At 72.0% G+C, this 23643-nt stretch carries 23 protein-coding genes and 1 tRNA gene; 9 read left to right on the top strand and 15 right to left on the bottom strand.

Features of this window, described 5'->3' with window-relative positions; genetic code table 11:
- The first annotated feature begins 113 nt into the window (after positions 1-113).
- From LC193_RS15835 to LC193_RS15825, 3 genes are all read left to right on the top strand, one after another.
- Complete coding sequence (locus tag LC193_RS15835; protein ID WP_226074890.1) at positions 114-2117, top strand: N-acetylmuramoyl-L-alanine amidase; 2004 nt, start codon at positions 114-116, stop codon at positions 2115-2117.
- 72 nt (positions 2118-2189) lie between these two features.
- Positions 2190-2744, top strand: coding sequence for a TetR/AcrR family transcriptional regulator (locus tag LC193_RS15830; protein WP_226074889.1), 555 nt, complete (start codon positions 2190-2192; stop codon positions 2742-2744).
- A 1-nt stretch (position 2745) separates the two neighbouring features.
- Entirely contained in the window at positions 2746-3390 is a 645-nt protein-coding gene (locus LC193_RS15825) for a phosphatase PAP2 family protein (RefSeq protein ID WP_226074888.1), read from the top strand.
- Here LC193_RS15825 and LC193_RS15820 read toward each other — a convergent pair.
- From LC193_RS15820 to LC193_RS15810, 3 genes are all read right to left on the bottom strand, one after another.
- Positions 3368-3901: a TerD family protein gene (locus LC193_RS15820; RefSeq protein WP_226074887.1), complete on the bottom strand. Its 534-nt coding sequence runs from the start codon at positions 3899-3901 to the stop codon at positions 3368-3370. The genes LC193_RS15825 and LC193_RS15820 overlap by 23 nt on opposite strands.
- A gap of 506 nt (positions 3902-4407) precedes the next feature.
- Complete coding sequence (locus LC193_RS15815) at positions 4408-4842, bottom strand: PIN domain-containing protein (RefSeq protein ID WP_226074886.1); 435 nt, start codon at positions 4840-4842, stop codon at positions 4408-4410.
- Positions 4839-5078 carry a ribbon-helix-helix protein, CopG family gene (locus LC193_RS15810; RefSeq protein ID WP_226074885.1) on the bottom strand — a complete coding sequence of 80 codons (240 nt, stop codon included), beginning with the start codon at positions 5076-5078 and terminating at the stop codon, positions 4839-4841. The genes LC193_RS15815 and LC193_RS15810 overlap by 4 nt, the downstream gene beginning before the upstream one ends.
- A 255-nt stretch (positions 5079-5333) precedes the next feature.
- Between LC193_RS15810 and LC193_RS15805 the strand changes: the two genes are divergently transcribed.
- Positions 5334-6530, top strand: coding sequence for an ATP-binding protein (locus LC193_RS15805; protein ID WP_226074884.1), 1197 nt, complete (start codon positions 5334-5336; stop codon positions 6528-6530).
- A complete protein-coding gene (locus tag LC193_RS15800; RefSeq protein WP_226074883.1) occupies positions 6527-7597 on the top strand; it encodes a ParA family protein in 1071 nt (356 codons plus the stop codon). The genes LC193_RS15805 and LC193_RS15800 overlap by 4 nt, the downstream gene beginning before the upstream one ends.
- Positions 7598-7866: 269 nt before the next feature.
- Here LC193_RS15800 and LC193_RS15795 read toward each other — a convergent pair whose 3' ends face one another.
- The 9 genes from LC193_RS15795 to LC193_RS15755 all read right to left on the bottom strand — a co-directional run bounded on the left by LC193_RS15795 (position 7867) and on the right by LC193_RS15755 (position 16671).
- Positions 7867-8325: a heat shock protein transcriptional repressor HspR gene (locus LC193_RS15795; protein ID WP_226074882.1), complete on the bottom strand. Its 459-nt coding sequence runs from the start codon at positions 8323-8325 to the stop codon at positions 7867-7869.
- Positions 8326-8329: 4 nt separating this feature from the next.
- On the bottom strand, positions 8330-9523 hold the full coding sequence (gene dnaJ / locus LC193_RS15790) for a molecular chaperone DnaJ (protein WP_226074881.1): 1194 nt from the start codon (positions 9521-9523) through the stop codon (positions 8330-8332).
- Between the two features lie 42 nt (positions 9524-9565).
- Positions 9566-10318: a nucleotide exchange factor GrpE gene (gene grpE, locus LC193_RS15785; RefSeq protein WP_226074879.1), complete on the bottom strand. Its 753-nt coding sequence runs from the start codon at positions 10316-10318 to the stop codon at positions 9566-9568.
- Complete coding sequence (gene dnaK, locus LC193_RS15780; RefSeq protein WP_226074877.1) at positions 10315-12180, bottom strand: molecular chaperone DnaK; 1866 nt, start codon at positions 12178-12180, stop codon at positions 10315-10317. The genes grpE and dnaK overlap by 4 nt, the downstream gene beginning before the upstream one ends.
- A gap of 85 nt (positions 12181-12265) precedes the next feature.
- Positions 12266-13405, bottom strand: a complete 1140-nt coding sequence (locus tag LC193_RS15775) for a PP2C family protein-serine/threonine phosphatase (protein WP_226074875.1) — start codon at positions 13403-13405, stop codon at positions 12266-12268.
- A 4-nt stretch (positions 13406-13409) separates the two neighbouring features.
- Positions 13410-14159 (bottom strand): peptidoglycan recognition protein family protein, encoded by a 750-nt coding sequence (locus LC193_RS15770; protein ID WP_226074873.1) that lies wholly within the window; start codon positions 14157-14159, stop codon positions 13410-13412.
- A 13-nt stretch (positions 14160-14172) separates the two neighbouring features.
- A complete protein-coding gene (locus LC193_RS15765) occupies positions 14173-14817 on the bottom strand; it encodes an NADPH-dependent F420 reductase (RefSeq protein ID WP_226074871.1) in 645 nt (214 codons plus the stop codon).
- Positions 14818-14899: 82 nt separating this feature from the next.
- Positions 14900-15889, bottom strand: coding sequence for an LCP family protein (locus LC193_RS15760; protein WP_226074869.1), 990 nt, complete (start codon positions 15887-15889; stop codon positions 14900-14902).
- A 191-nt stretch (positions 15890-16080) separates the two neighbouring features.
- Positions 16081-16671, bottom strand: a complete 591-nt coding sequence (locus LC193_RS15755; RefSeq protein WP_226074867.1) for an NADPH-dependent FMN reductase — start codon at positions 16669-16671, stop codon at positions 16081-16083.
- A gap of 213 nt (positions 16672-16884) precedes the next feature.
- Between LC193_RS15755 and LC193_RS15750 the strand changes: the two genes are divergently transcribed.
- The 4 genes from LC193_RS15750 to LC193_RS15735 all read left to right on the top strand — a co-directional run bounded on the left by LC193_RS15750 (position 16885) and on the right by LC193_RS15735 (position 20710).
- A complete protein-coding gene (locus LC193_RS15750) occupies positions 16885-19017 on the top strand; it encodes a (Fe-S)-binding protein (RefSeq protein ID WP_226074866.1) in 2133 nt (710 codons plus the stop codon).
- Between the two features lie 2 nt (positions 19018-19019).
- Complete coding sequence (locus LC193_RS15745; protein ID WP_226074865.1) at positions 19020-19721, top strand: Yip1 family protein; 702 nt, start codon at positions 19020-19022, stop codon at positions 19719-19721.
- 34 nt (positions 19722-19755) lie between these two features.
- Positions 19756-20331: a dCTP deaminase gene (dcd, locus tag LC193_RS15740; RefSeq protein WP_086159441.1), complete on the top strand. Its 576-nt coding sequence runs from the start codon at positions 19756-19758 to the stop codon at positions 20329-20331.
- Positions 20332-20636: 305 nt separating this feature from the next.
- A tRNA-Gly gene (locus tag LC193_RS15735) sits at positions 20637-20710 on the top strand.
- Between the two features lie 63 nt (positions 20711-20773).
- On the opposite strand, the gene LC193_RS15730 is transcribed toward LC193_RS15735, so the two are convergent.
- From LC193_RS15730 to LC193_RS15720, 3 genes are read right to left on the bottom strand one after another with little or no spacing between them, the layout of a single operon-like run.
- Positions 20774-21943, bottom strand: a complete 1170-nt coding sequence (locus tag LC193_RS15730; protein WP_226074864.1) for a tyrosine-type recombinase/integrase — start codon at positions 21941-21943, stop codon at positions 20774-20776.
- Position 21944: 1 nt separating this feature from the next.
- A complete protein-coding gene (locus LC193_RS15725; RefSeq protein WP_226074863.1) occupies positions 21945-22157 on the bottom strand; it encodes an excisionase family DNA-binding protein in 213 nt (70 codons plus the stop codon).
- Positions 22154-23587: a replication initiator gene (locus tag LC193_RS15720; RefSeq protein WP_226074862.1), complete on the bottom strand. Its 1434-nt coding sequence runs from the start codon at positions 23585-23587 to the stop codon at positions 22154-22156. Before LC193_RS15720 ends, LC193_RS15725 begins: the two co-directional genes overlap by 4 nt.
- Positions 23588-23643: the final 56 nt, after the last annotated feature.

Genomic DNA, 23643 nt, shown 5'->3' with positions numbered 1-23643 from the left:
GCCCGGCCGGTGAAAGCCCGGCGCCGAGGGGGCGCGGCGCATTGACGCCACGGGACCGCGGGGCCCAGCATGATCATGCCCATGGCAACCAGCCGTCCCCCGGGAGGCACGCCTTGCGACGCACCCGTCCCCCCGCGCGTTCCCGCGCCGCCGCGTCCGCCGTGGCGCTGGCCGCCGCGCTCCCGCTGCTCACCGCGGCGGGTCAGGCCGCACCCGCGGGCGCGCCCGCCGGCGGCAGCGGCCTCCAGGCCGCGTTCGCCGCCGCGGCAGAACGGCACGGCGTCCCCGAGAGCGTGCTGCTCGGCGTCTCCTACCTCCAGTCCCGGTGGGACGGGCACGGCGGCGCGCCCAGTGTCTCCGGCGGCTACGGCCCGATGCACCTCACCGACGCGGCCACCGCGCTCGCCGAGTCCGACGCGTCCGGCGGCCACCACGCGCACGGCACCGAGGACCCGCGCGGCGACACCGCCCGCCCGCTGCCGCCGCCCGCGCCGGCGGACGCGCCCGCGCCCGCCGGCGCGCAGGACGCTCCGCACGACACCGCGCACGACACTCCGCACGACGAACCGCGCACCCTGGCCGAGGCCGCCGCGCTCACCGGCCTCGCCCCGGCGGAGCTGCGGCGGAGCGCCGCGGCCAACGTGCGCGGCGGCGCCGCGCTGCTCGCCGACGCCCAGCGCGACCTCGGCCGCCCGGCGAGCGCGGACCCCGCCGACTGGTACGGCGCGGTCGCGGCCTACGCGCGCGCCGGGAACCGCGAGGCGGCCGAGGCGTTCGCCGACGAGGTGTACGCGGTCATCAACGAGGGCGCCTCCCGCGTCACCGACTCCGGCGAACGCGTCACCCTCCCGCCGCTCGCCGTCACCCCCGACACCGGCGCCGCCGACGCGCTCGGCCTGCCGAGCACCCCGCGCGACCCGCGCGTGGAGTGCCCCCGCTCCGTCTCCTGCGCGTGGGTGCCCGCGCCCTACGTGGACCTCGGCGACGGCGACTACGGCAACCACGACCAGGCGCGGCGGCCCGCCTCCCAGTCGGTCGACCACATCGTCATCCACGACACCGAGGCCACCTGGGAGACCACGCTCCGCCTGGTCCAGGACCCCGAGTACGTCTCGTGGCACTACAGCCTGCGCTCGCGCGACGGCCACATCGCGCAGCACCTGGCCGGCGAGGACGTCGGCTGGCACGCGGGCAACTGGTTCGTCAACGCCAAGTCGATCGGCCTTGAGCACGAGGGCTTCCTGGCCGACCCCGACGCCTGGTACACCGAGGCGATGTACCGGGCCTCGGCCCGCCTCGTGCGCCACCTGGCGCGCACCTACGACATCCCGCTCGACCGGCACCACATCCTCGGCCACGACAACGTGCAGGGCCCGACCGACGCGAGCGTGCCCGGCATGCACACCGACCCGGGACCGTACTGGGACTGGGCGCACTACTTCGAGCTGCTCGGCGCGCCGTTGCGCCCCACCGCGGGCCCGCACGGCGGCCTGGTCACCATCGCGCCGGAGTACGCGGCGCACACGCCGGAGTTCGAGGGCTGCGACGGGCCCGGCACCCCCTGCGCGCCGCACGGGTCCTCCGCCGTCCGGCTGCACACCGCGCCCGACCACGACGCGCCTCTGGTCCGCGACCCAGGAACGCACCCGGGCGGCGGCGCGTCCTCCCCCGGCGTGAACGACATCGGCGCCCGCGCCTCGGCCGGCCAGCAGTTCGCCGTCGCGGACCGGCGCGGTTCCTGGACGGCGATCTGGTACCTCGGGCAGAAGGCGTGGTTCCACGACCCGGCCCGCGCGCGCACCTCGCTGCCCGCGAGCGGCTGGGTCGTCACCGGAGCGGAAGGCGCCGCCACCATCCCCGTGTACGGCCGCGCCTACCCGGAGGCCGCCGCCTACCCGGAGGACGTGCCGGTCCAGCCGGTCGTGCCCCTGTCCTACGAGATCCCCGCGGACCAGGAGTACGTCGTCGGGCAGCGCACCCGCGCCGAGTACTACCGGGCCGTCACGTTCGACCCGGCGGGCCACCAGGTCGTGCGGGGCGAGGAGTACTTCCAGATCCAACTGGGCCACCGCGTCGCATGGGTGCGCGCAGAGGACGTACAACTGCGCCGCTCCTGAAGCCGATCGGGAACGGCGGAATCCCGTCGGACCCTGGCCGACAGGGGGGCGCACACCAGTACACTCACGCCGATGAGCAGGAAGCCGGCCCTCAAGGACCACCTCGCGACCTCCGTGCTTGACGCCGCAGCCGCCGTACTGACCGAGCGCGGCAGGAACGCCTCCATGGCGGACATCGCGAGTGCCGCCGGGGTCGGACGCGCCACGCTGTACCGGTACTTCCCCACCCGCGAGGCCCTGCTCGCCGCGCTGTCCGAGGCCGCGCTCGACGAGTTGGCGGAACGCATAGCCGCCGCCCGCCTCGACACCGTCCCGGTCGCCGAGGCGGTGGCCCGGCTGACCCGCGCGTTCCTTGGCACCGGCAGCCGCTACACGGCGTTCCTGCGGCCCGGCGGCGCGGCGGCGGGGCGCGAGGTGGACCGGCGGCTCGGGCGGCCGGTGCTCGCCCTCTTCCGGCGCGGCGCGGCCGAGGGGACGCTGCGCGGCGACGTGCCGCCCGAGGTGCTGTTCACCCTCTACGCCGGGCTGATCGAGGCGGCGGTGCCGCTCGCGGGTCGCGACGACCTGGGGGTCGAACGGACCAGTGAGGCCACGACGGGCCTGTTCCTGAAGGGTGCGGTGGCCTGACATGCCACGGAACGTCCTGTACGCGACGGTCACGGCCGTGCTGTTCGCCGCCGTGGTCCTGTGGTCCGCGCTCGCCGACGGCGCGCCGATCGGCCCGGACCGGACCCTGCACGAGTGGGCGCTCGACCGGCGCACGGACACGGGCGTCGACGTGGTCACGTTCATCACCGACACGGGGAACCGGGGCGTTCCGCACGTGCTCGCGGCCCTGGCCGGCGCGCTCGTCGTGCCGCGGGCGTGGTGGATCGGCGCGCTGACCGGCCTCGCGGCGCTGCTGATCGCGCAGTTCGCGCGGTTCCTGCTGGTCAACGCGCTCGACCGGCCGCGCCCCCCGATCGAGGACTGGACGCGGCACGCCAACAACGCCTCGCTGCCCTCGGGGCACGCCACCACGGGGGCGCTGACGGCCATCGGCCTGGCCGCCGCGCTGCTGCCCTACTGCCACCGCACGGCCACGCGGGCCCTGGCCATCGCGGTGCCCGCCGCGTGGGGGGTCGCGGTCGGGCTCACCCGCGTCTACATGGGCGTGCACTGGATGTCGGACGTGGTGGCCGGCTGGCTGCTCGCCACGACGCTCTGCCTGCTGGTGCTGCCACCGCTCGGCAGACGCCTGCGGCAGTCCGTCACGCCGCGGGCGCTCCCATGAGCCTGGTGAACTCGTCGGGCCCGCTCACCTCGAACCCGCGCAGGTGCGTGCGGAACGTCCACCCGGCCGCGCCGTCCCGCGTGAACTCGGCGACGGTGGCCGCGTTCGACCCGGCGACCGAGGCCAGGTCGTCCTGGGCCAGTTCGATGTGGCCCTCGGTGACGCGGACCCGCGTGCCGGAGACGTCGCCGAACGTCTTGCGCCCGCCGCGCTGCTGGATCGCCACGCCGACGACCACGCGGCCGTAGGTGTCCGCGAGGCGGCCGAGCTCGAACGTCATGACCTCGTCGTAACCGAAGCCCTGCCCCGTGGTGCTGTCCCGGCTGAGCGTGATCGTGCCGTCCGGTGAACGGCGGTCGAAGTGCACCAGGTAGACCGGCTCACCGTGCGGGTCGTCCGCACGGTAGGTGGCCGCGATGATGTCGAGGTCGTGGGACGCGGCCCCCGACGGGCTCGGGTCCCACCGCAGCTGCACCTCGGCCTTCGCGATTCCCTTGCTCGCACCGCTCATTGACATCCCCTCCAACTACCGCGCCGCCGGGTCTCATTGGCGTTCCGTTGTCATCGTGCCACGCCGGGGCGCCCGCCACGCCCGTCTGACCGGGCGCGGCTCGCGAGCGCGCGCGCCGGGCGTGCGCCGCAGGCCGCCAGGAGGTGACGCCGAGCGCCTCGGTGCTCCACACACCTGCTCGGTGGAACGAGAGCTGGCCCCTGAGGAGAAGGGGCAGCGGATGGATCGGGCACGCAACGGGCTTGCGGCTCGTGAGTCGGTCTGGGCAACACGACGGCCCAGGTTGGGGGCAGAGCCCCTGACCTGGGTCTTTGCCGTTGGAGCGGGCGACGAGAATCGAACTTGCGCTCTGGGCTTGGGGATCACCGTGCGAAACGGGCCGGATGTGGGGTTTGGCCTGTGCGAATGTCGCCGCAGGCATGCGCTGCGGGCCCCTTGCCGTACCCGCTGGTGACCCCGATTCCCCGCCTGTTCCGGCACGCATCCGGCACGGGTGGCGGCAGCGGCTACAGGTCGTCGGGCAGGAGGCGGAAGGCGTGCGTGCCGGTGAGCGGGGTGATGGCTCTGAAGTCTCGACGGTCGAGCGTCAGGATGACCTCGGTGTCGTATGCCTCGGCCAGGACGACGTTCACCGCGTCGGTCAGATCGAGTCGCAGGGCCGCGTAGCGGTTCTGGACTACCCGAGCCCTGCGCAGGGTGACGGCGGACAACTCGGGGATGGCCACGCGCCCGGTACGTTCCTGCGACAGGAGCCAGTCGTTCACCGAGCGGGCCGCCCGGCGGTCGATGTTGCGGGTGGTGATGTGTTCGATCTCCAAGATCACAAGGGGTGAGACCACGGTGAGCGCGGCCTGGCGCATGGCGGTGCGGGCGGGCTCGTGCTCGGCGTCCGAGACGTTGAGGGCGGCGACCAGACCGGAGGTGTCGCCGATGACGATCACTCGGCGTCCGCCACGCCGTCCGAGACCGCTCGGTCGATCTCCTCAGCGGTGACCGGACCACCGAAGTCCAGGCGAGGAATGTCCCAGTCCTCACTCCAGCGCCGGGTGCGCAGCGCCGCGATGTGGAACGCCTCCCGGAAGTACTCCGACTCCGGTCGACCCTCGCGCGCCGCGGCCTCCTTGACCAGAGCCAGGTCCTCTTCGTCGACCATGACGGTCGTCTTCTTCAGAGCCATATGGTTATGGTACCTCCGCCATAAGCGCGTCTATGCCGAGCGACCGGTGCCGCGCCGACCTGATTCGCGGGCCGACGCTCGATCGGGTGAGGCCTTCCGGTGAGTAGCGGCGGAAACCAGCTCGCCGGCCCTCGCGCGGCCTGGTCGGCGTGCTCCCCGACGAGGTCCGGGCGGGGCGACGGGTGGGCTCGTGAGCCCGGAAGCCATCGTCCGGCTTCTCGGCCGGAGCGAGGGTACGCACGGCAGAATGAGGCCGTGAGCGACGAAGACGTGGATCTGGCCGACCTGCTGGGAACCCAGGAATCCGCTTGCCTTGAGTTCAAGCGCAGTCCCAAGCGCGAGGGCAGGCGGGGTGACGCCATCAGCAAGGCGGTGTGCGCCATGGCCAACGACCTGAGCGGTCGTGGTGGGGGTGACATCCTCGTGGGAGTAGACGACAAGGGGATGCCTGTCGACGACATTGATCTGAGCGACCACGCGCTGCTCCAGCTCACCGAGATCCGGGACTCCGGCCTCATCCTCGACCGCCCGTCCCTGACAGTCGAGCGGGCCATCTACCGAGGCAAGCCCGTCGTCCGGCTCCACGTGGCCGCGTCCGCGACTCCGCCGGTGCGGTTCGACGGTGTGATCTGGGTCCGCCCGGGCCCCACCACGCGCACGGCCAACAGGGAGGACGAGCGGGTTCTCACTGAGCGCCGACGAGCCATGGACCGCCCCTTCGACACGCGCCCGATGGAGCTGGCCCGCGTCGATGACCTGGATCTGACCATGTTCCGGCAGTCGTATCTGCCTTCCATGGTCGCCCCAGAGGTCATCGAGGAGAACGGCCGTTCCATCGACCTTCAGCTCTCCTCGCTCCACCTCATGACCCCCGGCGGCACGCCGACCACGCTCGGTGTGCTGGCCGTGGGACTCGATCCCACCAGTCAGGTACCCGGGGCATACGTGCAGTTCGTCCGCTACCAGGGCGTTGACCTCGGTGCCCCGATCGCCGATGAGCAGGAACTCCGGCAGAACCTGGTAGGACTCTCGGCACGTCTGGAACCCCTTCTGCGCAGCAACCTGCGCACGAGACTCGCGGAGGACGGCTTCCGGGAGACGCCACGCCCGGACTATCCGCTGGAGGCACTGCGTGAGCTCTGCATGAACGCGCTCATGCACCGGAACTACGAGACCTCCTACGCGCCGACGCGGATCGTCTGGTTCGATGACCGCATCGAGATCACCAATCCCGGCGGACCGTTCGGGCAGGTCCGGGGCGACAACTTCGACCGTGTCACTGACTACCGCAATCCGTCCCTGGCAGCCGCGATGAAGGGGCTCGGTTATGTGAACCGGTTCGGCCGGGGCATCGGGCGAGTGAGAAGGGCGTTGGAAGAAAACGAAAATCCGCCCGCCGAATTCCAGGTGGACGATTCGTCGTGGGTCGTCGTGATCAGGAGGGCCGCATGACATCGATCGCGCTGTTCAACAACAAGGGAGGCGTGGGAAAGACCACCCTCACCTACCACTTGGCCCACATGATCCGGCGCCTTGGTCTGAGCGTTCTCGCCGTCGACTTGGACCCCCAGGCGAACCTGACCTCCATGTGCCTGGACGAGACGGAGATCGAGGAACTTTGGGAGAACTCCTCCGAGCTCATCAACCAGGGTGCGGTACCGGCGGGCCCACCTGGGGTCGGACGGGTTCGCAGCGGGCAGACCATCGCCGATGCCGTCCGTCCCATCCTCGAAGGGATGGGTGACATCGCAGCTGTCGAGCCTGCCAGGCTCCAGCCGGGCCTATGGTTGCTGCCCGGCAGCCTCGACCTCAGCCGCTTCGAGGACAAGCTGTCCAACGAATGGTCCCGCGCCTACGCGGGCGACATCGCAGCTATCCGTACATCGACGGCGTTCCACCGGATCATGGAGCAGGCGGCGCAGGTCGTGGACGCCGATGTCGTACTGATCGACGTCGGCCCCAATTTGGGCGCCATCAACCGAGCCGCATTGATCTCCGCCGACACGGTTCTGATGCCATTGGCCGCGGACCTGTTCTCGCTCAAGGGCCTCAGCAACCTGGGGCCGACACTGCGCCAGTGGCGCGCCGACTGGCAGCAGCTCGTCCTGCCCAGGGTGCCGCGGAGCATCTCCGCGCCCCAAGCCGAGATGCAGCCCCTCGGGTACGTGATCATGCAGCCGGAGATGCGACTCGACCGGCCGGTCAAGGCGTACGGACGGTGGCTCAAGCGGATTCCCTGGGTCTACTCCTCGGCGGTTCTCGACGAGGCGCAGCCCACCCGCGAGGACGACCGGCACCGCATCGCGACCATGCGGAACTACCGGAGCCTGATGCCTCTGGCGCACGACGCAAGGAAGCCCATGTTCGATCTGAAGCCGGCCGACGGCGCCCTGGGCAGCACCCAGCAGTACGTGAAGACCTGCTTCAAGGAATTCCGGGCGTTGTCCCGCGAGGTGCTCGCACGGATCGGCAAGCCCTTGGAGGAGGACCGCCCAATGGCACCGGCCAACCCGAACTAGCCTCGAACTCTCGTGACGGCTCGTCGGCTCCTTCGGCGGGCCGTTTCGGTCGTTCAGGCTGGTGGCGGCCATGCTGATGGCCCGGCTGTTGCGTCGGGCGGGCGCTCGGGTCCCCGACTCCGGTGGAGGCGGTGCTGCTCGCTCGGACGTCGCTGCCGGTGGTGGCCGGGCGAGGACGGCGCACGGCGGAACGGCCCGGCCCGCCGCGGAACGGCCCGGCCCGCCGCGGGGCGCGGGCCCGCGTCCGGGGCACGGGCCCGCTCGGGGGTTCAGGCCCGGTGCCCGCGCTCCGGACGCCAGACCACGATCGCGGCCGACTGCCTGACGTCCTGGTAGGGCACCAGGTCGCGGCGGTAGGACGCGTGCACCTGCGCCTCGCGCTGCCGCATGGCGACGGCGGCGCCCTCGACGGCCTGCTGGAGCTCGGCCACCTTCGCCTGGAGCGCCGCGACCTGCGTCTCCAGCTCGATGATCCGCTTGATCCCGGCCAGGTTGATGCCCTCGTCCTGGGAGAGCCGCTGCACCTCGCGCAGCAACTGGATGTCGCGCGCCGAGTACCTGCGGCCACGGCCGGCGGTCCGGTCCGGCGACACCAGGCCGAGCCGGTCGTACTGCCGCAGCGTCTGCGGGTGCAGCCCGGAGAGCTGAGCCGCGACGGAGATGACGTACACCGGAGTCTCTTCGGTCAGCTCGTAGGGGTTGCCACTTGGTCCGTTCCGGCCGTTCATCTCATTACTCTCCCTTCGCGGCCTCGAACAGCCCCGCCCTGGGGTCCTCGCCCTCCGCCGCGGCTCGGTACTCCTCCAGCGCCTTCTTCGCCTTGTCGTCCAGCGCGTCCGGCACCGCGACCTCCACGGTCACGAGCAGGTCGCCCCGGCTGCCGTCCTTGCGCACCGCGCCCTTCCCCCGGGCCCGCATGGTGCGTCCGCCGGGCGTGCCCGGCGGCAGCTTCAGCGTCACCGGCGGCCCGCCGAGCGTCGGCACCCTGATCTCACCACCGAGCGCGGCCTCGGGGAAGGTCACCGGCACGGTGACCGTGAGGTTGTCGCCGCGCCTGCCGAACACCGGGTGCGCGTCGACGTGGACCACCACGTACAGATCGCCGTGCGGACCGCCGCGCTCGCCCGGCGCGCCCTTGCCCCGCAACCGGATGCGCTGCCCGTCGTCGACGCCCGCGGGGATGCGCACCTGCATCGTCCGCGAACTGGTCGCGCGCCCGCTGCCCTTGCACGCCTGGCACGGGTCCTGCGCGATCAGGCCGCGCCCGCGGCAGTCGACGCAGGGGTCGGTGAGCGAGAAGCCGCCACCGCCGCCCCGGCTGACCTGCCCGGTGCCGACGCAGGTCGGGCACACGCGCGGCGTGCCGTTCTTGTCGCCGGTGCCCGAGCAGGACTTGCAGGCCGCGCTTGAGGACATCCGCAGCGGAACGGTCGCCCCCGACACCGCCTCGGTGAAGCTGAGCGTCACCTCGGACTCGATGTCCTGGCCGCGGCGCGGCTGGGCACGCGTGCCGGGCCCGCCGCGGTTGAACAGGCCCCCGAAGACGTCCCCGAGCCCGCCGCCGAAGCCGCCGGCCCCGGGGCCGCCCGCGCCGCCCGGGCCGCCGCCCGGCTGGCCCCCGCCGAACAGGTCGCCGAGGTCGAAGTTGAACTGACCGCCGGCGCCCGGCCCCTGGCGGAAGCCGCCGTTGCCGAACAGGGCGCGCGCCTCGTCGTACTCCTTGCGCCGCTTGGGGTCGCCGAGTACGTCGTACGCCTCGGACACGTCCTTGAAACGGTCCTCGGCCTTGGCGTCGCCCGTGTTGGCGTCGGGGTGGTTCTCCCGGGCGAGCTTGCGGTACGCCTTCTTGATCTCCGCCTCGGTGGCGTCCTTCGGGACGCCGAGGACCTTGTAGAAGTCCTTCTCGATGAAGTCCTTGGTGCTCATCCCCGGCGTCCCTCCTTCCACGTCGGCCGGTTCACGTCGGCATCAGCCCTCGTCCGGGCCACCGCCGTCGTCCTTCTCGGGGGCACTCTCCTCCTGTTCGGCCGGCTTGCCCGGCTGCGGCTCGGCGACGCCGACGCGGGCCGGGCGGATCGTCCGCTCGCCGATGCGGTACCCCGGCTGGAGGATCTGCACGCACGTCGTCTCGGTGACGTCGGGCGAGTAGCTGTGCATCAGGGCCTCGTGCACCGTCGGGTCGAAGGGCTCGCCCTCCTTGCCGAACTGGGCCAGGCCCATCTTCGCCGCGACGGTCTCAAGCGACTCGGCCACCTGCTTGAAGCCACCGACCAGTTCGCCGTGGTCGCGGGCCCTGCCGATGTCGTCGAGCACCGGCAGCAGCTCCGTCAGGAGGTTGGCCACGGCCATCTCCTTGACGGCGACGCGGTCGCGCTCCACGCGGCGGCGGTAGTTCTGGAACTCCGCCTGGAGGCGCTGGAGGTCCTGCGTGCGCTCCTGAAGGGCCGAACGGGCCTGGTCGAGCTGCGCGGTCACCGCCGCGTCGCCGAGGTCGCCCGGGCCCTTGAGGTCCGCCAGGTCACCCAGCTCGCCGAGGTCACCGATGTCGCCGAGGTCCCGGGCCGACGGCTGCGGGTCCGCAGCGCCGGTGTCGCCGCCCTTGGCGGCCTCGCCGCCGGCCGGCCCGTCGGGGCCGGCCGGCTCCGCCGGGGCCTTGGGCCCCGTCGCCTCGCCTTCGGGGACCTCGGGCTCCTTGTCGAAGCCCTGCGGGTCCTGGGTCACGCCGCACCGCCCTTCGGCTTGTCGTCGTCCACGATCTCGGCTTCGACGACGTCGTCGTCGGCCTGCGCGCCGGCCGCGCCGCCGGGCGCGCCCTCAGCGCCGGGCGCACCGCCCGCGGCCTGCGCCCCCTGGGTGTCGGCGTACATCGCCTGGCCCAGCTTCTGGCTGGTGGCCGCGACCTTCTCGGACGCCTCGCGGATGGCGGCGGTGTCCTCGCCCTTCAGCTTCTCCTTCAGGTCGGCGACGGCCGTCTCCACCTCGGTCTTGACCTCGGCGGGCACCTTCTCGGCGTTCTCCTTGAGGAAGTTCTCCGTGGTGTAGACGAGCTGCTCCGCCTGGTTGCGGGTCTCGGCGGCCTCACGGCGGCGCGAGTCCTCGTCGGCGTACTGCTCGGCGTCGCGCATCATGCGCTCGATGTCGTCCTTCGGCAGCGCGGAGCCGCCGGTGACGGTCATCCGCTGCTCCTTGCCGGTGCCGAGGTCCTTGGCGGAGACGTGCATGATGCCGTTCGCGTCGATGTCGAAGGTGACCTCGATCTGCGGCACGCCGCGCGGCGCGGGGGGCAGCCCGGTCAGCTCGAACATCCCGAGCTTCTTGTTGTACGCGGCGATCTCGCGCTCGCCCTGGTAGACCTGGATCTGCACCGAGGGCTGGTTGTCCTCCGCCGTGGTGAAGATCTCCGAGCGCTTGGTCGGGATCGTGGTGTTGCGCTCGATCAGCTTGGTCATGATGCCGCCCTTGGTCTCGATGCCGAGGGACAGCGGGGTGACGTCGAGCAGCAGGACGTCCTTGACCTCGCCCTTGAGCACACCGGCCTGGAGGCTGGCGCCGATGGCGACGACCTCGTCCGGGTTCACGCCCTTGTTGGCGTCCTTGCCGCCGGTCAGCTCGCGCACCAGGTCCGCGACGGCGGGCATGCGGGTCGAGCCGCCGACCAGGACCACGTGGTCGATCTCGGACAGGTGGATGCCCGCGTCCTTGATCACGTTGTGGAACGGGGTCTTGCAGCGCTCAAGCAGGTCGGACGTGAGCTGCTGGAACTGCGCCCGGGTCAGCTTCTCGTCCATGTGCAGGGGGCCCTCGGCCGAGGCCGTGATGTAAGGCAGGTTGATCGTGGTCTCGGTGGACGAGGACAGCTCGATCTTCGCCTTCTCCGCGGCCTCGCGCAGCCGCTGGAGAGCCATCTTGTCCTTGGCGAGGTCCACGCCGTGCGCGTTCTGGAACTGGCGGACCAGGTGGTCGACGACGCGCTGGTCCCAGTCGTCGCCGCCGAGGTGGTTGTCGCCGTTGGTGGCCTTGACCTCGACCACGCCGTCGCCGATCTCAAGGAGCGACACGTCGAACGTGCCACCGCCGAGGTCGAACACGAGGATGGTCTGGTCGTCCTTCTCCAGGCCGTAGGCGAGCGCGGCGGCCGTCGGCTCGTTGACGATGCGCAGCACGTTCAGGCCCGCGATCTCGCCGGCCTCCTTGGTGGCCTGCCGCTCGTGGTCGTTGAAGTACGCGGGGACGGTGATCACCGCGTCGGTGACCTTCTCGCCCAGGTAGGACTCCGCGTCGCGCTTCAGCTTCTGGAGAATGAACGCGCTGATCTGCTGCGGGTTGAAGTCCTTGCCGTCCAGGCCGATCTTCCAGTCCGTGCCCATGTGGCGCTTGACGGAACGGATCGTCCGGTCCACGTTGGTGACGGCCTGGCGCTTGGCCACCTCGCCGACGAGCACCTCGCCGTTCTTCGCGAAGGCCACAACGGACGGCGTGGTCCTGGCGCCCTCGGCGTTGGTGATGACGGTGGGCTCACCGCCTTCGAGAACACTGACGACGGAGTTCGTCGTGCCCAGGTCGATGCCGACCGCACGTGCCATTTCGGTATCCTCCAGCTACTGGCTTGAGTGCAACTGACTCAAGAGTGCCGCAGGCGAAGGCAGCCGTCAAATACCCTGAGCCGGGTCAGCTCAACTCTTGTCGTTCATCGGCGCTCAACGCCAGCAGGGCCACGTCGTCCTGCACCGCCTCCGCGTACCGCGTCACGTCCCGCCACACGTACTCCACCAGGTCGTCGAGACCGTCCGCAGGCAGCCGCCCCCCGGGCCACTCCCGCTCCACCGCCCCGGCCAGCCGTTCCGCCAGCGGGTAGAACGCGCCCGCGCCGTCGCGCGCCTCGGTCACCCCGTCGGTGTACCCGAGCAGCACGTCCCCCCGGCGCAGCCCCTTCACCGCCGCCTCCGGCGGCACGGCCTCGGCCGCGCCGAGCCCCAGCGGCGGCCCGGGCTCCGCCGCCAGCTCCGCCACCCGCCCGTCCCTGATCAGCAGCGGCGGCGGGTGCCCGCAGCTCACCAGCCGCACTTCGGCCGCGCCCACCGGGAGTTCGAGCAGCAGCGCCGTCGCGAACAGCTCCGACGGCTCGCCCCCGCCCCCCGCGCCGCCGGGACCCGCCGACGCCGCGTCCACCCGCAGCCTGCGGTCCATGCGCGCCGCGACCGCGCCCAGGTCCGCCTCGTCGAGCACGGCCTCCCGGAACGCGCCGAGCAGCGCCGCCACCGTGCCGACCGCCGCGAGGCCGTGCCCCTGCACGTCCGCCACCAGCGCCCGCACCCCGTACGGGCCGGTCCGCACGTCGTACAGGTCGCCGCCCACCAGCGCCCCGACCTGCGCCGCGCGGTACAGCGCCGCGCAGCGCACGTCGCCCACGCGCCCGGGCAGCGGCGGCAGCACGGCGCGCTGCACCTCCTCGGCGACGTTGCGCACCACGACGAAGTCCCGCACGTACCTGGTCCTGATCCACGACACCAGCACCCCGCCCACCGAGATCGCGCCGACCGCGCCCAGGTCCGCGTCGCTCACGTGCGGCGGCCTCGTCGCCGGCAGCGCGAGCAGCAGCAGCGCGAGCGCCCCGATGAGCGTGGTCATGCGCGGCCCGTAGACCAGCCCGGTCAGCGGCGGCAGCGTCGCGAACAGGAACGCCAGCTGCACCCAGCCCGGCGCGAACCACTCCGCGACGGCCACCACGACGAGCAGCGCGAGCGGCAGCGCCCGCAGCCAGCGCGGCTGGAGATCGCCTGCGCCCGGCAGCTCGGGGCGGCGCGGCACCGCGTCAGCGCCCGGCCGTCACGCGCAGCCGGGCCGCCTCGGCCCTGATGGCCGGCAGCTCGGCGTGCAGGGCGTCGCCCGGGCAGTGCGTCGGAACGATGTCCCGGTGCCCCGACACGACGTGCAGCCGGGCCGGGTCGCCCTCGGGCACCCGGCTGGCGTCGTTCGTCGACACCATCTCCACCCGCCCGCGCGGATCGGTGCCGGGGCGCAGCTTCCACGCGGCGATCCGCGCTATCGCGTCCACCAGCGCCCGCGGCACCTCCCCGACGACCGCGAAGTCACCGAGCGCGGCGACGCCGACGCTGTCCGAGTTGAACCCGGTGGTGTGCGCCCCGAGCACGAAGCGGTCGAGCCCGCCCGAGCGCCCCTCGTAGATCGTTCCGCACTTGTCGACGACGAAGTTGTAGCCCAGGTCGTCCCAGCCCCTGCGCCCCACGTGGTCGGCCTGCATCGCGCGCAGCATCTCGGGCACGTCGGCGCAGTCGTAGTCGTCCGGGTGGTTGGTGTGGTGCACGAACAGCGCGCGGGCCGCGCCCGTGTAGGTGACGGCCTCCCCCCGCATGTCCTCGTCCGCGCCCCACGCGGTGCGCGTGACCACCGCGGGCGCGGGCGCGGCCCGTTTCACCGGCGGCCACCGGTGCTCGGCCGCGGGCGGCGCGGTGGCCGGCGCCGTCAGCGGCGGCGCGGCCCACGTCACCGCGGCGGCCAGCGGCGCGACCGCGGCCCACAGGGCTATTCGGCGTGACCACACGGCCCCTCCCGGGTCAGGGCAGGATCTTCACGGCGCTCGACCAGCCGAGGCCGAGCCGTTCCTGGGCGGCCATGTGCAGGAGCTGGAACCCCTCAAGCTCGCGGGCCCGGCGCAGCGGGCCCACGTCGAGCGGGCGCAGCCCACCGGACGCGGCCAGGTCCGCGACGGCGCCCTTGCCGTCCTCGTCGTCCCCCGCGATCAGCACGTCGAGCGGCCGGTCGGCGACCCGGCCGGAGAGCAGCGTGCGGGCGAAGACGGTGTTGAACGCCTTCACCACCGGCGCGCCCGGCGCCGCGGCGGCGGCGATCTCCTCGGCCGCCGAGGTGCCGGGCGGCACGACGAGCGCGTCGAGGGTGGCCCTGTCGACCGGGTTGCTCAGGTCGACCAGGACCGAGCCGGCCAGCGCGGTGCCCAGGTCCGCGGCGATGTCGCGCCCGGCCGGCCACGGAACGGCGAGCACCACCAGGTCGGCGTCCTCCGTGCCGATCGCGTCGGACCGTTCGACATCCCCGTCGGGCGCGGTCGCGCGCAGCTCGCCGACCAGTGCCTCGGTCCGCTCGGGGGAGCGGCCGACCAGCCGCACGCTGTGCCCGCCGGCCAGCGCGATGGTCGCTGTGCCGCGGGCCATCGCGCCCGCGCCCACGATCGTCACCAACATCTCTCCATGCCAGCACGCGCCCCCGTCCGCCGCATCTCGTTCGGGAACGGACCGACATCCGTTCACGAACGAACGATTCCGGTCAGGCGGGGCTCGGCAGCCGCTCGTCCCGGCGCAGGGCGGCGAAGAGGCGGTCCGCCGCCCGGGTGTCGAGCGCGAGCCGGTCGGCCCGCGCCGGGTGCGGCAGGGTCGGCACGGTATGGAACGTCACCGCGCCGTCGGGAACGGCCCGCACGTCGCGCACCAGCCCGTGCAGCTCGTTCAGCGAGTCGAGCCCCGCGTCCGCCGTGATCGCGGACGTCGCGGCCGTCAGCAGCGGGTACAGGCGCGCCGGGTTGCCGACGGCGCCGTCCTCGGTGATCCGCTCGTGCAGCAGGCCGAGCAGGTGCTGCTGCCGCAGCAGCCGGTTCAGGTCGCTGCCGTCGCCGACGTACACGCGGGCCCTGGCGTACGCGAGCGCCTGCTCGCCGTCGAGCACGTGCCGGCCCGCCGGCAGGTCGTGCCCGACGTTCGGGTCGCGCTCGGCCTCGGCCAGCTCGACCTCGACGCCGCCGACGGCGTCCACGACCTCGGCGAACCCCTCGAACCCCACCGTCAGGTGGTGGTCGACGCGCACGCCGCTCAGCTGCTCGAACGTCCGGATGGTGCAGGCCGCGCCGCCGTACTGGAACGCCCAGTTGAACTGCCCGGGCCCCGGCCGGCTGCGCCCGCCGCCCGGCTCGGCGCAGGCCGGGATGTCCACGACGATGTCGCGCGGCACGTGCACCGCGTCGACCCGGCTCCCGTCCGCCGCCAGGTGCAGCAGCAGGACCGTGTCGGACCTGGCGTTGCCGGTGCCGGAGCCCTCGTCGTGGCCGATCACCAGGATGTTCCTGGCCCCCGTCCGCTCCTCGGCCGGCCGGCCGGCCGAGTCCCGCGCCAGCGCCTCGGCTGCCGTGTGGTCGGTGCGGATGTTGCCGTTGAGCTTCTGGTAGGCCCACAGCGCCGTGCCGGCCGTGATCGCCAGCAGGATGCCGAAGGCCAGAAGCAACCACCACAGCCACTTCTGGTTCCGCGTCATCTGGACAGCCACGACAGCGCTCCACCCTTCCGGCTCGTCCGGCACGCTCCCGGGTCGCGTCCGGTTCCGTTCGGGTCCATCCTGCGCGCCGCACCGGGCGACTTACGGCATTTGGGATTATCTGTCGGAAGATTCCCCTGATTCCCCCGAACGCCGCCGCGCCACCCCGAACGGGCCCGCCGGCCGGCCGGGCGGCCCGGCGGTCAGGCCGCGTACGGGCGGCGCGCGCGGGCGGCGCGCAGCGCGTCGGCCCACCAGGCGAGCTGGTCGAGCAGGACCTTGGCCGCGCCGCCGCACGCCTCGGGGTCGAGCGGGGCGCCGTCGTCCCCGAACCGCGACCAGGCGCCGTGGAAGCTGACCGTGTCGCGCACGGTGACCGTGTGCAGCTCGGCGAAGACCGGCCGCAGGTGCTCGACCGCCCGCAGGCCGCCGGAGAGCCCGCCGTAGGAGACGAAGCCCACCGGCTTGGCCTGCCACTCCTCGCGGTGCCAGTCGATGACGTTCTTCAGCCCGGCCGGGTAGCTGTGGTTGTACTCGGGCGTGACCACGACGAACGCGTCGGCCGCGCCCAGCCGGGCCGCGAGCGCCTGCTGCTTCGGGCCCGCCTCGCCCATGTCGAGGGGCAGGGCGACGGCGGGGTCGGCCAGGTCGACCACGTCGACCGTCCAGTCCTCGCGGCCGGCGGCGACGTCGGCGAACCAGCGGGCGACCGTCGGGCCGAACCGGCCCTCCCTGACGCTGCCGACCAGGATCACCAGGCGGAGCGCGGCCGGGGCAGTGAGGGTCTCGGGCATGAGCGTTCCCTTCCGTTGAGCGGGGGCGTCGCGGCCCGCCGGCGCGGGGCGACGGACCACAGCCTGAAACGTCAAGTGAAGTTGAAGTCAAGGGGACGCGGGCCCGCGGGCGTGACTCCGGGCCGAACGGGTAAGTTACCGCCTAGTAGGATGGGGCTGGGCTATCTTGCTAGCCCGCCCGTCGCCCCAGGCCCGCAGGTTCGAGGAGCCACCATGCAACTCGCCGCCATCGTCGTCTCGCTGGTGCTCATCGCGGTCGCCATCGCGCTGTTCGCCCGGGCCGCGGTGCAGCTCGTCCGCACGCTCCGGCTCGGCCAGCCCGTGCCGGCGGGACTGCGCACCGACGCCCCGGGGAAACGCACCGCCACCCTCGCCAGGGAATTCCTCGGCCACACCCGCATGAACCGCTGGCGCCTGGTCGGCGTCGCCCACTGGTTCGTCATGATCGGCTTCCTGACCCTCGGCCTCACGATCATCCAGGCCATCGGCCAGCTGTTCCAGGCCGACTGGACGCTCCCCCTGCTCGGCGGCTTCGTGCCCTACGAGATGTGGATCGAGTTCATCGCCGCCATGACGGTCGTCGGCATCGGCACCCTCATCACCGTCCGGCTGCTCGGCCACCCCGCGCGCGCCGGCCGCAAGTCGCGGTTCACCGGGTCGACGTTCTGGCAGGCGTACTTCGTCGAGTACGTCATCCTCGTCATCGGCGCGGCCATCCTCGTGCTGCGCGGCCTCGAAGGCGCCCTGCACCACGTCGACGGCTACGAGGCGTCCTACTTCGTCACCTACCCGCTGGTCGCCGCGTTCGACGGCCTGGGCACCGGCACCCTCCAGAACCTGGTCTACCTGACCGCGATGATCAAGCTCGGCACCACGGCGGTCTGGGCCATCACCATCGCCCTCAACACCGACATGGGCGTCGCGTGGCACCGCTTCCTGGCGTTCCCCAACATCTGGTTCAAGCGCGACGCCGCGGGCGGCCCCGCCCTCGGCCCGCTGCTGCCCATGACCTCGGCCGGCGAGCCCATCGACTTCGAGGACCCCGACGAGGACGCCCAGTTCGGCGTCTCCCGCGTCGAGCACTTCTCGTGGAAGGGCCTGCTCGACTTCTCCACCTGCACCGAGTGCGGGCGCTGCCAGTCCCAGTGCCCCGCGTGGAACACTGGCAAGCCCCTCTCCCCCAAGCTCCTCGTGATGTCGCTGCGCGACCAGGCGCACGCCGCCGCGCCCTACCTCCTGGCCGGCGAGACCAACGACATCACCGAACGCCCCCTGGTCGGCACCGCGGAGCAGCAGGGCGTCATCGACCCCGACGTGCTGTGGTCCTGCACCACCTGCGGCGCGTGCGTCGAGCAGTGCCCCGTCGACATCGAACACGTCGACCACATCGTCGACATGCGCCGCTACCAGGTCATGATCGAGTCCGCGTTCCCGAGCGAGGCGGGCACGATGCTCAAGAACCTGGAACGCAAGGGCAACCCCTGGGGCCTGGCCAAGAAGAAGCGCCTTGAGTGGACGAAGGAAGTCGACTTCGACGTGCCCGTCGTCGGCACGGACGTCGAGGACCTGAGCGGCACCGAGTACCTCTACTGGGTCGGCTGCGCCGGCGCCCTGGAGGACCGCGCCAAGAAGACCACCAAGGCGTTCGCCGAACTCCTGCACCTGGCCGGCGTCAGCTTCGCCATCATGGGCGGCGACGAGGCGTGCACCGGGGACTCGGCCCGCCGCCTCGGCAACGAGTTCCTGTTCCAGCAGCTCGGGCAGCAGAACGTCGAGACGCTCGACGCCGCCTCCGCCAAGAAGATCGTCACCACCTGCCCGCACTGCTTCAACACCATCGCCAACGAGTACCCGCAGCTCGGCGGCACCTACGAGGTCATCCACCACACCCAGCTGCTCCAGCACCTCGTCGACGCGGGCAAGCTCGTCCCCGTCACCCCCGTCGAGGGCCTGATCACCTACCACGACCCCTGCTACCTGGGCCGCCACAACAAGGTCTACACGCCGCCGCGCGAGATCATCGGCCGCGTTCCCGGCCTGCGGAACGAGGAGATGCACCGGCACAAGGAACGCGGGTTCTGCTGCGGCGCCGGCGGCGCGCGCATGTGGATGGAGGAGCGCATCGGCAAGCGCGTCAACGACGACCGCGTCGACGAGGCCCTCTCCCTCAACCCCGACATCGTCTCCACCGCCTGCCCGTTCTGCCTGGTCATGCTGTCCGACTCGGTCAACGGCAAGAAGAACGACGGCACAGCCAAGGAGGACCTGCGCGTCGTCGACGTCGCGCAACTGCTCCTGGAGTCGGTCCGTGCGACACCCACGGCGACGGAAGCGGTACGTTCATAGGCGTGGCCGTATTCAGAAGAAGGCGCGACGGGCACCCCCCAGCGCCGGCGCCCTACGCCGGCGCCCCGCAGCCGTACCCGCAGGACCCCTCGTACGGCGCCCCGTACGACCCGTACACGACCGCGCCCCAGCCCCGGCCGGAACCCGCGGCACCGCCGCCGCCCCCGCCGCTGCGCTGGCAGGAGCTGCTGACCGGAATCCTCTTCCGGCCCGACCGCACCTTCTGGCACATGCGGGACTACGCGGTCTGGTGGCCGGCGCTGATCGTCACGTTCCTCTACGGCCTGGTGGCGGTCTTCGGGCTCGACGAGGCCCGCGAGTCGATCCTTGAGACCACCGCCTCGACCGTCGCGCCCTACCTGCTGGTCACCGGGGCCGCGATGGTCCTCGGCGCCCTCGTGCTGAGCACCGTCACGCACAACCTGGCCAGGCAGTTCGGCGGCAACGGCATCTGGGCGCCCACCGCGGGGCTCGCCATGCTGATCATGACCCTGACCGACGTGCCCCGGCTCGCCCTCGCCATCTTCCTCGGCGGCGCGAACCCCGTCGTCCAGATCGTCGGCTGGGTGACCTGGCTCTACGCCGGCTTCCTGTTCACGCTGATGGTCAGCCGCTCGCACGAGATCGCCTGGCCCCGCGCCCTGGCCTCCTCGACGATCCAGCTGCTCGCCCTGCTGATGCTGGTCAAGCTGGGGACGCTGTAGCCGCCCCGCGCGCGGAAGGTATTAACCTCGGGGCGTGCTTCTGTCAGACAAGGACATCCGTACGGAAATCGACACCGGCCGCGTGCGGATCGACCCGTACGACCCGACGATGGTCCAGCCGTCGAGCATCGACGTGCGGCTGGACCGCTACTTCCGGGTCTTCGAGAACCACCGCTACCCGCACATCGACCCGGCCACGGAACAGCCCGACCTCACCCGCGTGATCGAGCCGCCGGGCGAGGAGCCGTTCATCCTGCACCCCGGCGAGTTCGTCCTGGCCTCGACCTACGAAACGGTCACCCTCCCCGACGACGTGGCCTCGCGCCTGGAGGGCAAGAGCTCCCTGGGCCGCCTCGGGCTGCTCACCCACTCGACGGCCGGCTTCATCGACCCGGGCTTCTCCGGCCACGTCACCCTCGAACTGTCGAACGTGGCCACCCTGCCCATCAAGCTCTGGCCGGGGATGAAGATCGGGCAGCTCTGCATGTTCCGCCTCTCCTCCCCGGCCGAGCACCCCTACGGCTCAACCCGTACCGGGTCCCGCTACCAGGGGCAGCGGGGTCCCACCCCCTCCCGCTCCTACCTCAACTTCCACCGGACCCGCATCTGACCCGCCCCCGACCGGCACCGCGCTCCGCAACCGCGCGCACCGCGGACACCGCAACAACCGCCCCGGCCCGATCCGGTCCCGCCCCAGCTGCTGAAGCGGGAACCGGGCCGCGGCGAACACATGCCCCTCGGCGCAACGCACAACGGTGTTGGTCTGCAACACTCACCTCTCCCAGGCGACTTGACGACGGCGAACGCCACCCTAGGAGACCCGACCGACACCCACCACGCCGCCACTCCGACGTACACGGCACCGAGGAAGATGCGGTAGGGTAAGACCCACGACCCGCCCGCAGGACGGGTCAGGCGGGCGTAGTTTAATGGTAGAACATGAGCTTCCCAAGCTCAGAGCGCGAGTTCGATTCTCGTCGCCCGCTCCAACGGCAAAGGCCCAGGTCAGAGGCAGTCTCTCCGACCCGGGCCTTCGTGTTGTCCAGACCAATTTATGAGCCGCGTGCCAGATCCGTGCCAGATGCTCCGTCGCCGCGCTTCCTGTCAGCGGCTTCACGCTGCGCCCGCACCCGGGCATCGATACCTTCGGCCACCTCCCGCTGACGCTCGCGGTTGGAGTGCTGATAGATCATGGCCGCCTTCTCCGAGGACTGGCCCGCGCGGACCATCGTGTCTTTGAGCGTGGCACCACTCTGCGTAGAGAGGGTGTGCCCGGTGTGCCGCAGGTCGTAGAACCGGAAGTCGTCCGGCATGCCCACCCTGGCCCGAGCCTTGCGCCACTTCCGTCCGAAGGTGGACCGCCGGAACGGCTTGCCCTTCTCCCCCACGAACAGCAGGCCATCCGGCTTCTTCTCCGCGTACCAGTCGAGGTGCCGCCGCAGGTCCCTCTCCATGAACGCCGGCAGCACGACGAACCGCCTCCCCGCGTCCGACTTGGTGTCGCCGACGACCCGCCGCCCGGTGGTCAGCTCCGGAGCGGCCCGCCGCACCCACACGCCCACGGCGTCCAGGTCCACATCCGGCCGCCGCATCTCGGCCTGTTCCTCGGGCCGGAGCGGGCCGTACGCGGCGAGGTAGACCATGAGCCGCCAGCGCGGGCCCATCGCGTCGGCCAGCGCGTCCACCTGCTCGACGGTGGCCACCGGCCGCTCAGCCGCGGACTCCTTGCCCGCGCCCCTGATCCGGCACGGATTGCGGCGGATCAGCTCATCATCCGTCGCCGTCTCCATGATGGCTTTGAGAAGCCGGTAGGACTTGGCCACCGTCGTCGCGCCCGTCTTCTTCAGCAGCTCCGCCCGCCAGGTCCGCACCCGGGGCGCGGTGATCTCGTCCAGGTCGAGCCCGCCGAAGTGCGGCAGCACATGCAGCCGCAGAAGCCGCTGGTACAGTTCCTCCGTCGTCGCCGCCAAGTCCCGCTCATCAACCCACTGAACGGCGTACTCCGCGAAGTTGACCGCTCCGGCATCGGGGTCCTGCCACTCCCCGCGCCGCATCTCCGTCTTCTTCTCAGCCAGCCAGTCATCCGCGTCACCGCTGGTCTCGAAGGTGCGGTCCGCCGGGCGCATGACCCCGTCAGGTCCCGGATAGCGAGCCTGCCAGCGGCCGGACGGCAGCTTGCGAACGGCACCGAACCGGCGGCGCCTGCCCTTGGCGTTCGCCATCTCAGGCCACCTTCCCGAAGCGGGACCGGCGCCGCTGCACCGGCCGGACGGTGTTGGCCTCCACGAACGCGGTGAGCGCGCTTTCGGGTATGCGGACGTGCCGACCGACCTTGACGAACGTGATCCGCCGTTCCGCGATCAGCCGCCGGGGGAAGCGCGCGGTGGTGCCCAGCACTTCCGCCACCTGGTCCACGCTCAGGTAGCGGTCCCTCATCGGTCCGCACCACCCTCCGCGAACAGCCGGACGAGGTTCCGTTCGTGCCGCACGGTGGCCGCAAGCAGTTCCTCACCCGGTCGGTAGCCGGTGCCCAGGTAGGCCATGGAGGACTCGACGACAAGCGTGCCCCCACCGGCATCCAGGCCCAGCCGCTCGTGCGCTTGCTCGCGGCGCCAGGCGCGGCGTACGTCGCGCAAGGCCCCGAGCGTGGTGGAGTAGCGGCGGGACTTGGTTGAGAAGTGGCCCCGGAAGCCGAGCATGTGCGCCCACTTCCAGAGCTTGAGGCCCGCGAAGTCCGGCAGCCGTCCCAGCTCCCAGCACGTCCGGATCATCTGGCGCGCGTGTTCCACGACGGGCAGCGAGGTGACCGGGCGGCTCAGGCCGGTGCCCTCACACGGCCGGCAGGCGTTGCCCGCCCGCTGTCCGCGTCCGTCGCAGGCCGAGCAGTGCAGCGGGTAGTCGATGGTCCCGGCGGATTCGGCGCCCTTCGTCGCGTACTTGGCGACGTAGGCAGCAACCGCCTTGTCCGTGAGTTCCGCCCCGTCGCCGAAGCCCGCGATCTCGCGGACGTCCAGTTGGCTGCCCCACCGGAGAGTCCGTTCGCCCACCGCGTCGGACGAGATGGTCAGCTCGACGCGGCGCGCGGCTTGCCGTACGGCGCGCGCCAGCACATCCGCAGTGGCGTAACCCGGGGGCGCTGCGTCGCAACCCTCGGGACCGTCGAAGCGGATCACGGCATGGAAGTGGACCATGCCCCGCCGCTGGTACTCAGCGACCTTGGCGAAGGACACCCGCAGGACCGCCTTCAACGCCTTTTGTGTCATGTCGAGCAGTGCGGCGACTTCGCGGCGCAGGTAGGTGGTGAAGCGGGCCCACAGCGCGGAGGCGTGGGCGTTCCACAGCACGGCGCCCGCGTAGTCGTAGGTGGCCGGGGCCACGGGAGTTCCCAGGACCGGGGCGTCCGTGCCGTGCCATGCGCCGCAGCGGCAGGGCAGTCGCCGCCCGGTGGGCGTGGTGGGGCGGGTGTGGACCGGGCCGAACGAGGGCGCGGTGAGCGTGGCGAACACGCGCGGGTGGGTGCGCACGCTGTCCGGAACGTTCTTGCCGCCGGTCAGCCCGGCGCGGATCAGGTGGAAGGTGTCTGCGGCGTAGCGGCGTGAGCAGGAGGGGCAGCGGGAGGAGCGGCGGTTGCCGCAGGGGACCAGGAGGCGGCCGGTCGGTTCGTCGGCGGTGTCGAAGGTGTGCAGGACTTCGCCGGTCGTTCCGTCCACGGTGCTGCTCTGGCCGACGAGCTGCACGGGGCGGGTGCAGCCGGACACGCTGGTGACCTGTGCCCGTACTCGGTCGAAGTCGTCGAGACCGGCCAGCTCCACCAGGTCCCGTATCGCGGGGCTGGTGAGGTGCTGCGGAATGGTCTGGGGTGTCATGCTGGGGTGTCCTCCGATGGATCGGTAGGGCACCCGGCCCGGGACGGCGAGCTTGC

The sequence above is a fragment of the Streptomyces marincola genome, from assembly GCF_020410765.1.
GTDB lineage: Bacteria > Actinomycetota > Actinomycetes > Streptomycetales > Streptomycetaceae > Streptomyces > Streptomyces marincola.
This window is presented reverse-complemented; position numbering and strand designations above follow the sequence as displayed.

Bases quoted from the DNA above. Each gene is read 5' to 3' on its own strand.
- LC193_RS15830 (WP_226074889.1), top strand. From the start codon at position 2,190: ATGAGCAGGAAGCCGGCCCTCAAGGACCACCTCGCGACCTCCGTGCTT.
- LC193_RS15825 (WP_226074888.1), top strand. From the start codon at position 2,746: ATGCCACGGAACGTCCTGTACGCGACGGTCACGGCCGTGCTGTTCGCC.
- LC193_RS15820 (WP_226074887.1), bottom strand. From the start codon at position 3,901: ATGAGCGGTGCGAGCAAGGGAATCGCGAAGGCCGAGGTGCAGCTGCGG.
- LC193_RS15810 (WP_226074885.1), bottom strand. From the start codon at position 5,078: ATGGCTCTGAAGAAGACGACCGTCATGGTCGACGAAGAGGACCTGGCT.
- LC193_RS15800 (WP_226074883.1), top strand. From the start codon at position 6,527: ATGACATCGATCGCGCTGTTCAACAACAAGGGAGGCGTGGGAAAGACC.
- LC193_RS15795 (WP_226074882.1), bottom strand. From the start codon at position 8,325: ATGAACGGCCGGAACGGACCAAGTGGCAACCCCTACGAGCTGACCGAA.
- dnaJ (WP_226074881.1), bottom strand. From the start codon at position 9,523: ATGAGCACCAAGGACTTCATCGAGAAGGACTTCTACAAGGTCCTCGGC.
- dnaK (WP_226074877.1), bottom strand. From the start codon at position 12,180: ATGGCACGTGCGGTCGGCATCGACCTGGGCACGACGAACTCCGTCGTC.
- LC193_RS15765 (WP_226074871.1), bottom strand. From the start codon at position 14,817: ATGTTGGTGACGATCGTGGGCGCGGGCGCGATGGCCCGCGGCACAGCG.
- LC193_RS15755 (WP_226074867.1), bottom strand. From the start codon at position 16,671: ATGCCCGAGACCCTCACTGCCCCGGCCGCGCTCCGCCTGGTGATCCTG.
- LC193_RS15750 (WP_226074866.1), top strand. From the start codon at position 16,885: ATGCAACTCGCCGCCATCGTCGTCTCGCTGGTGCTCATCGCGGTCGCC.
- LC193_RS15730 (WP_226074864.1), bottom strand. From the start codon at position 21,943: ATGGCGAACGCCAAGGGCAGGCGCCGCCGGTTCGGTGCCGTTCGCAAG.
- LC193_RS15725 (WP_226074863.1), bottom strand. From the start codon at position 22,157: ATGAGGGACCGCTACCTGAGCGTGGACCAGGTGGCGGAAGTGCTGGGC.
- LC193_RS15720 (WP_226074862.1), bottom strand. From the start codon at position 23,587: ATGACACCCCAGACCATTCCGCAGCACCTCACCAGCCCCGCGATACGG.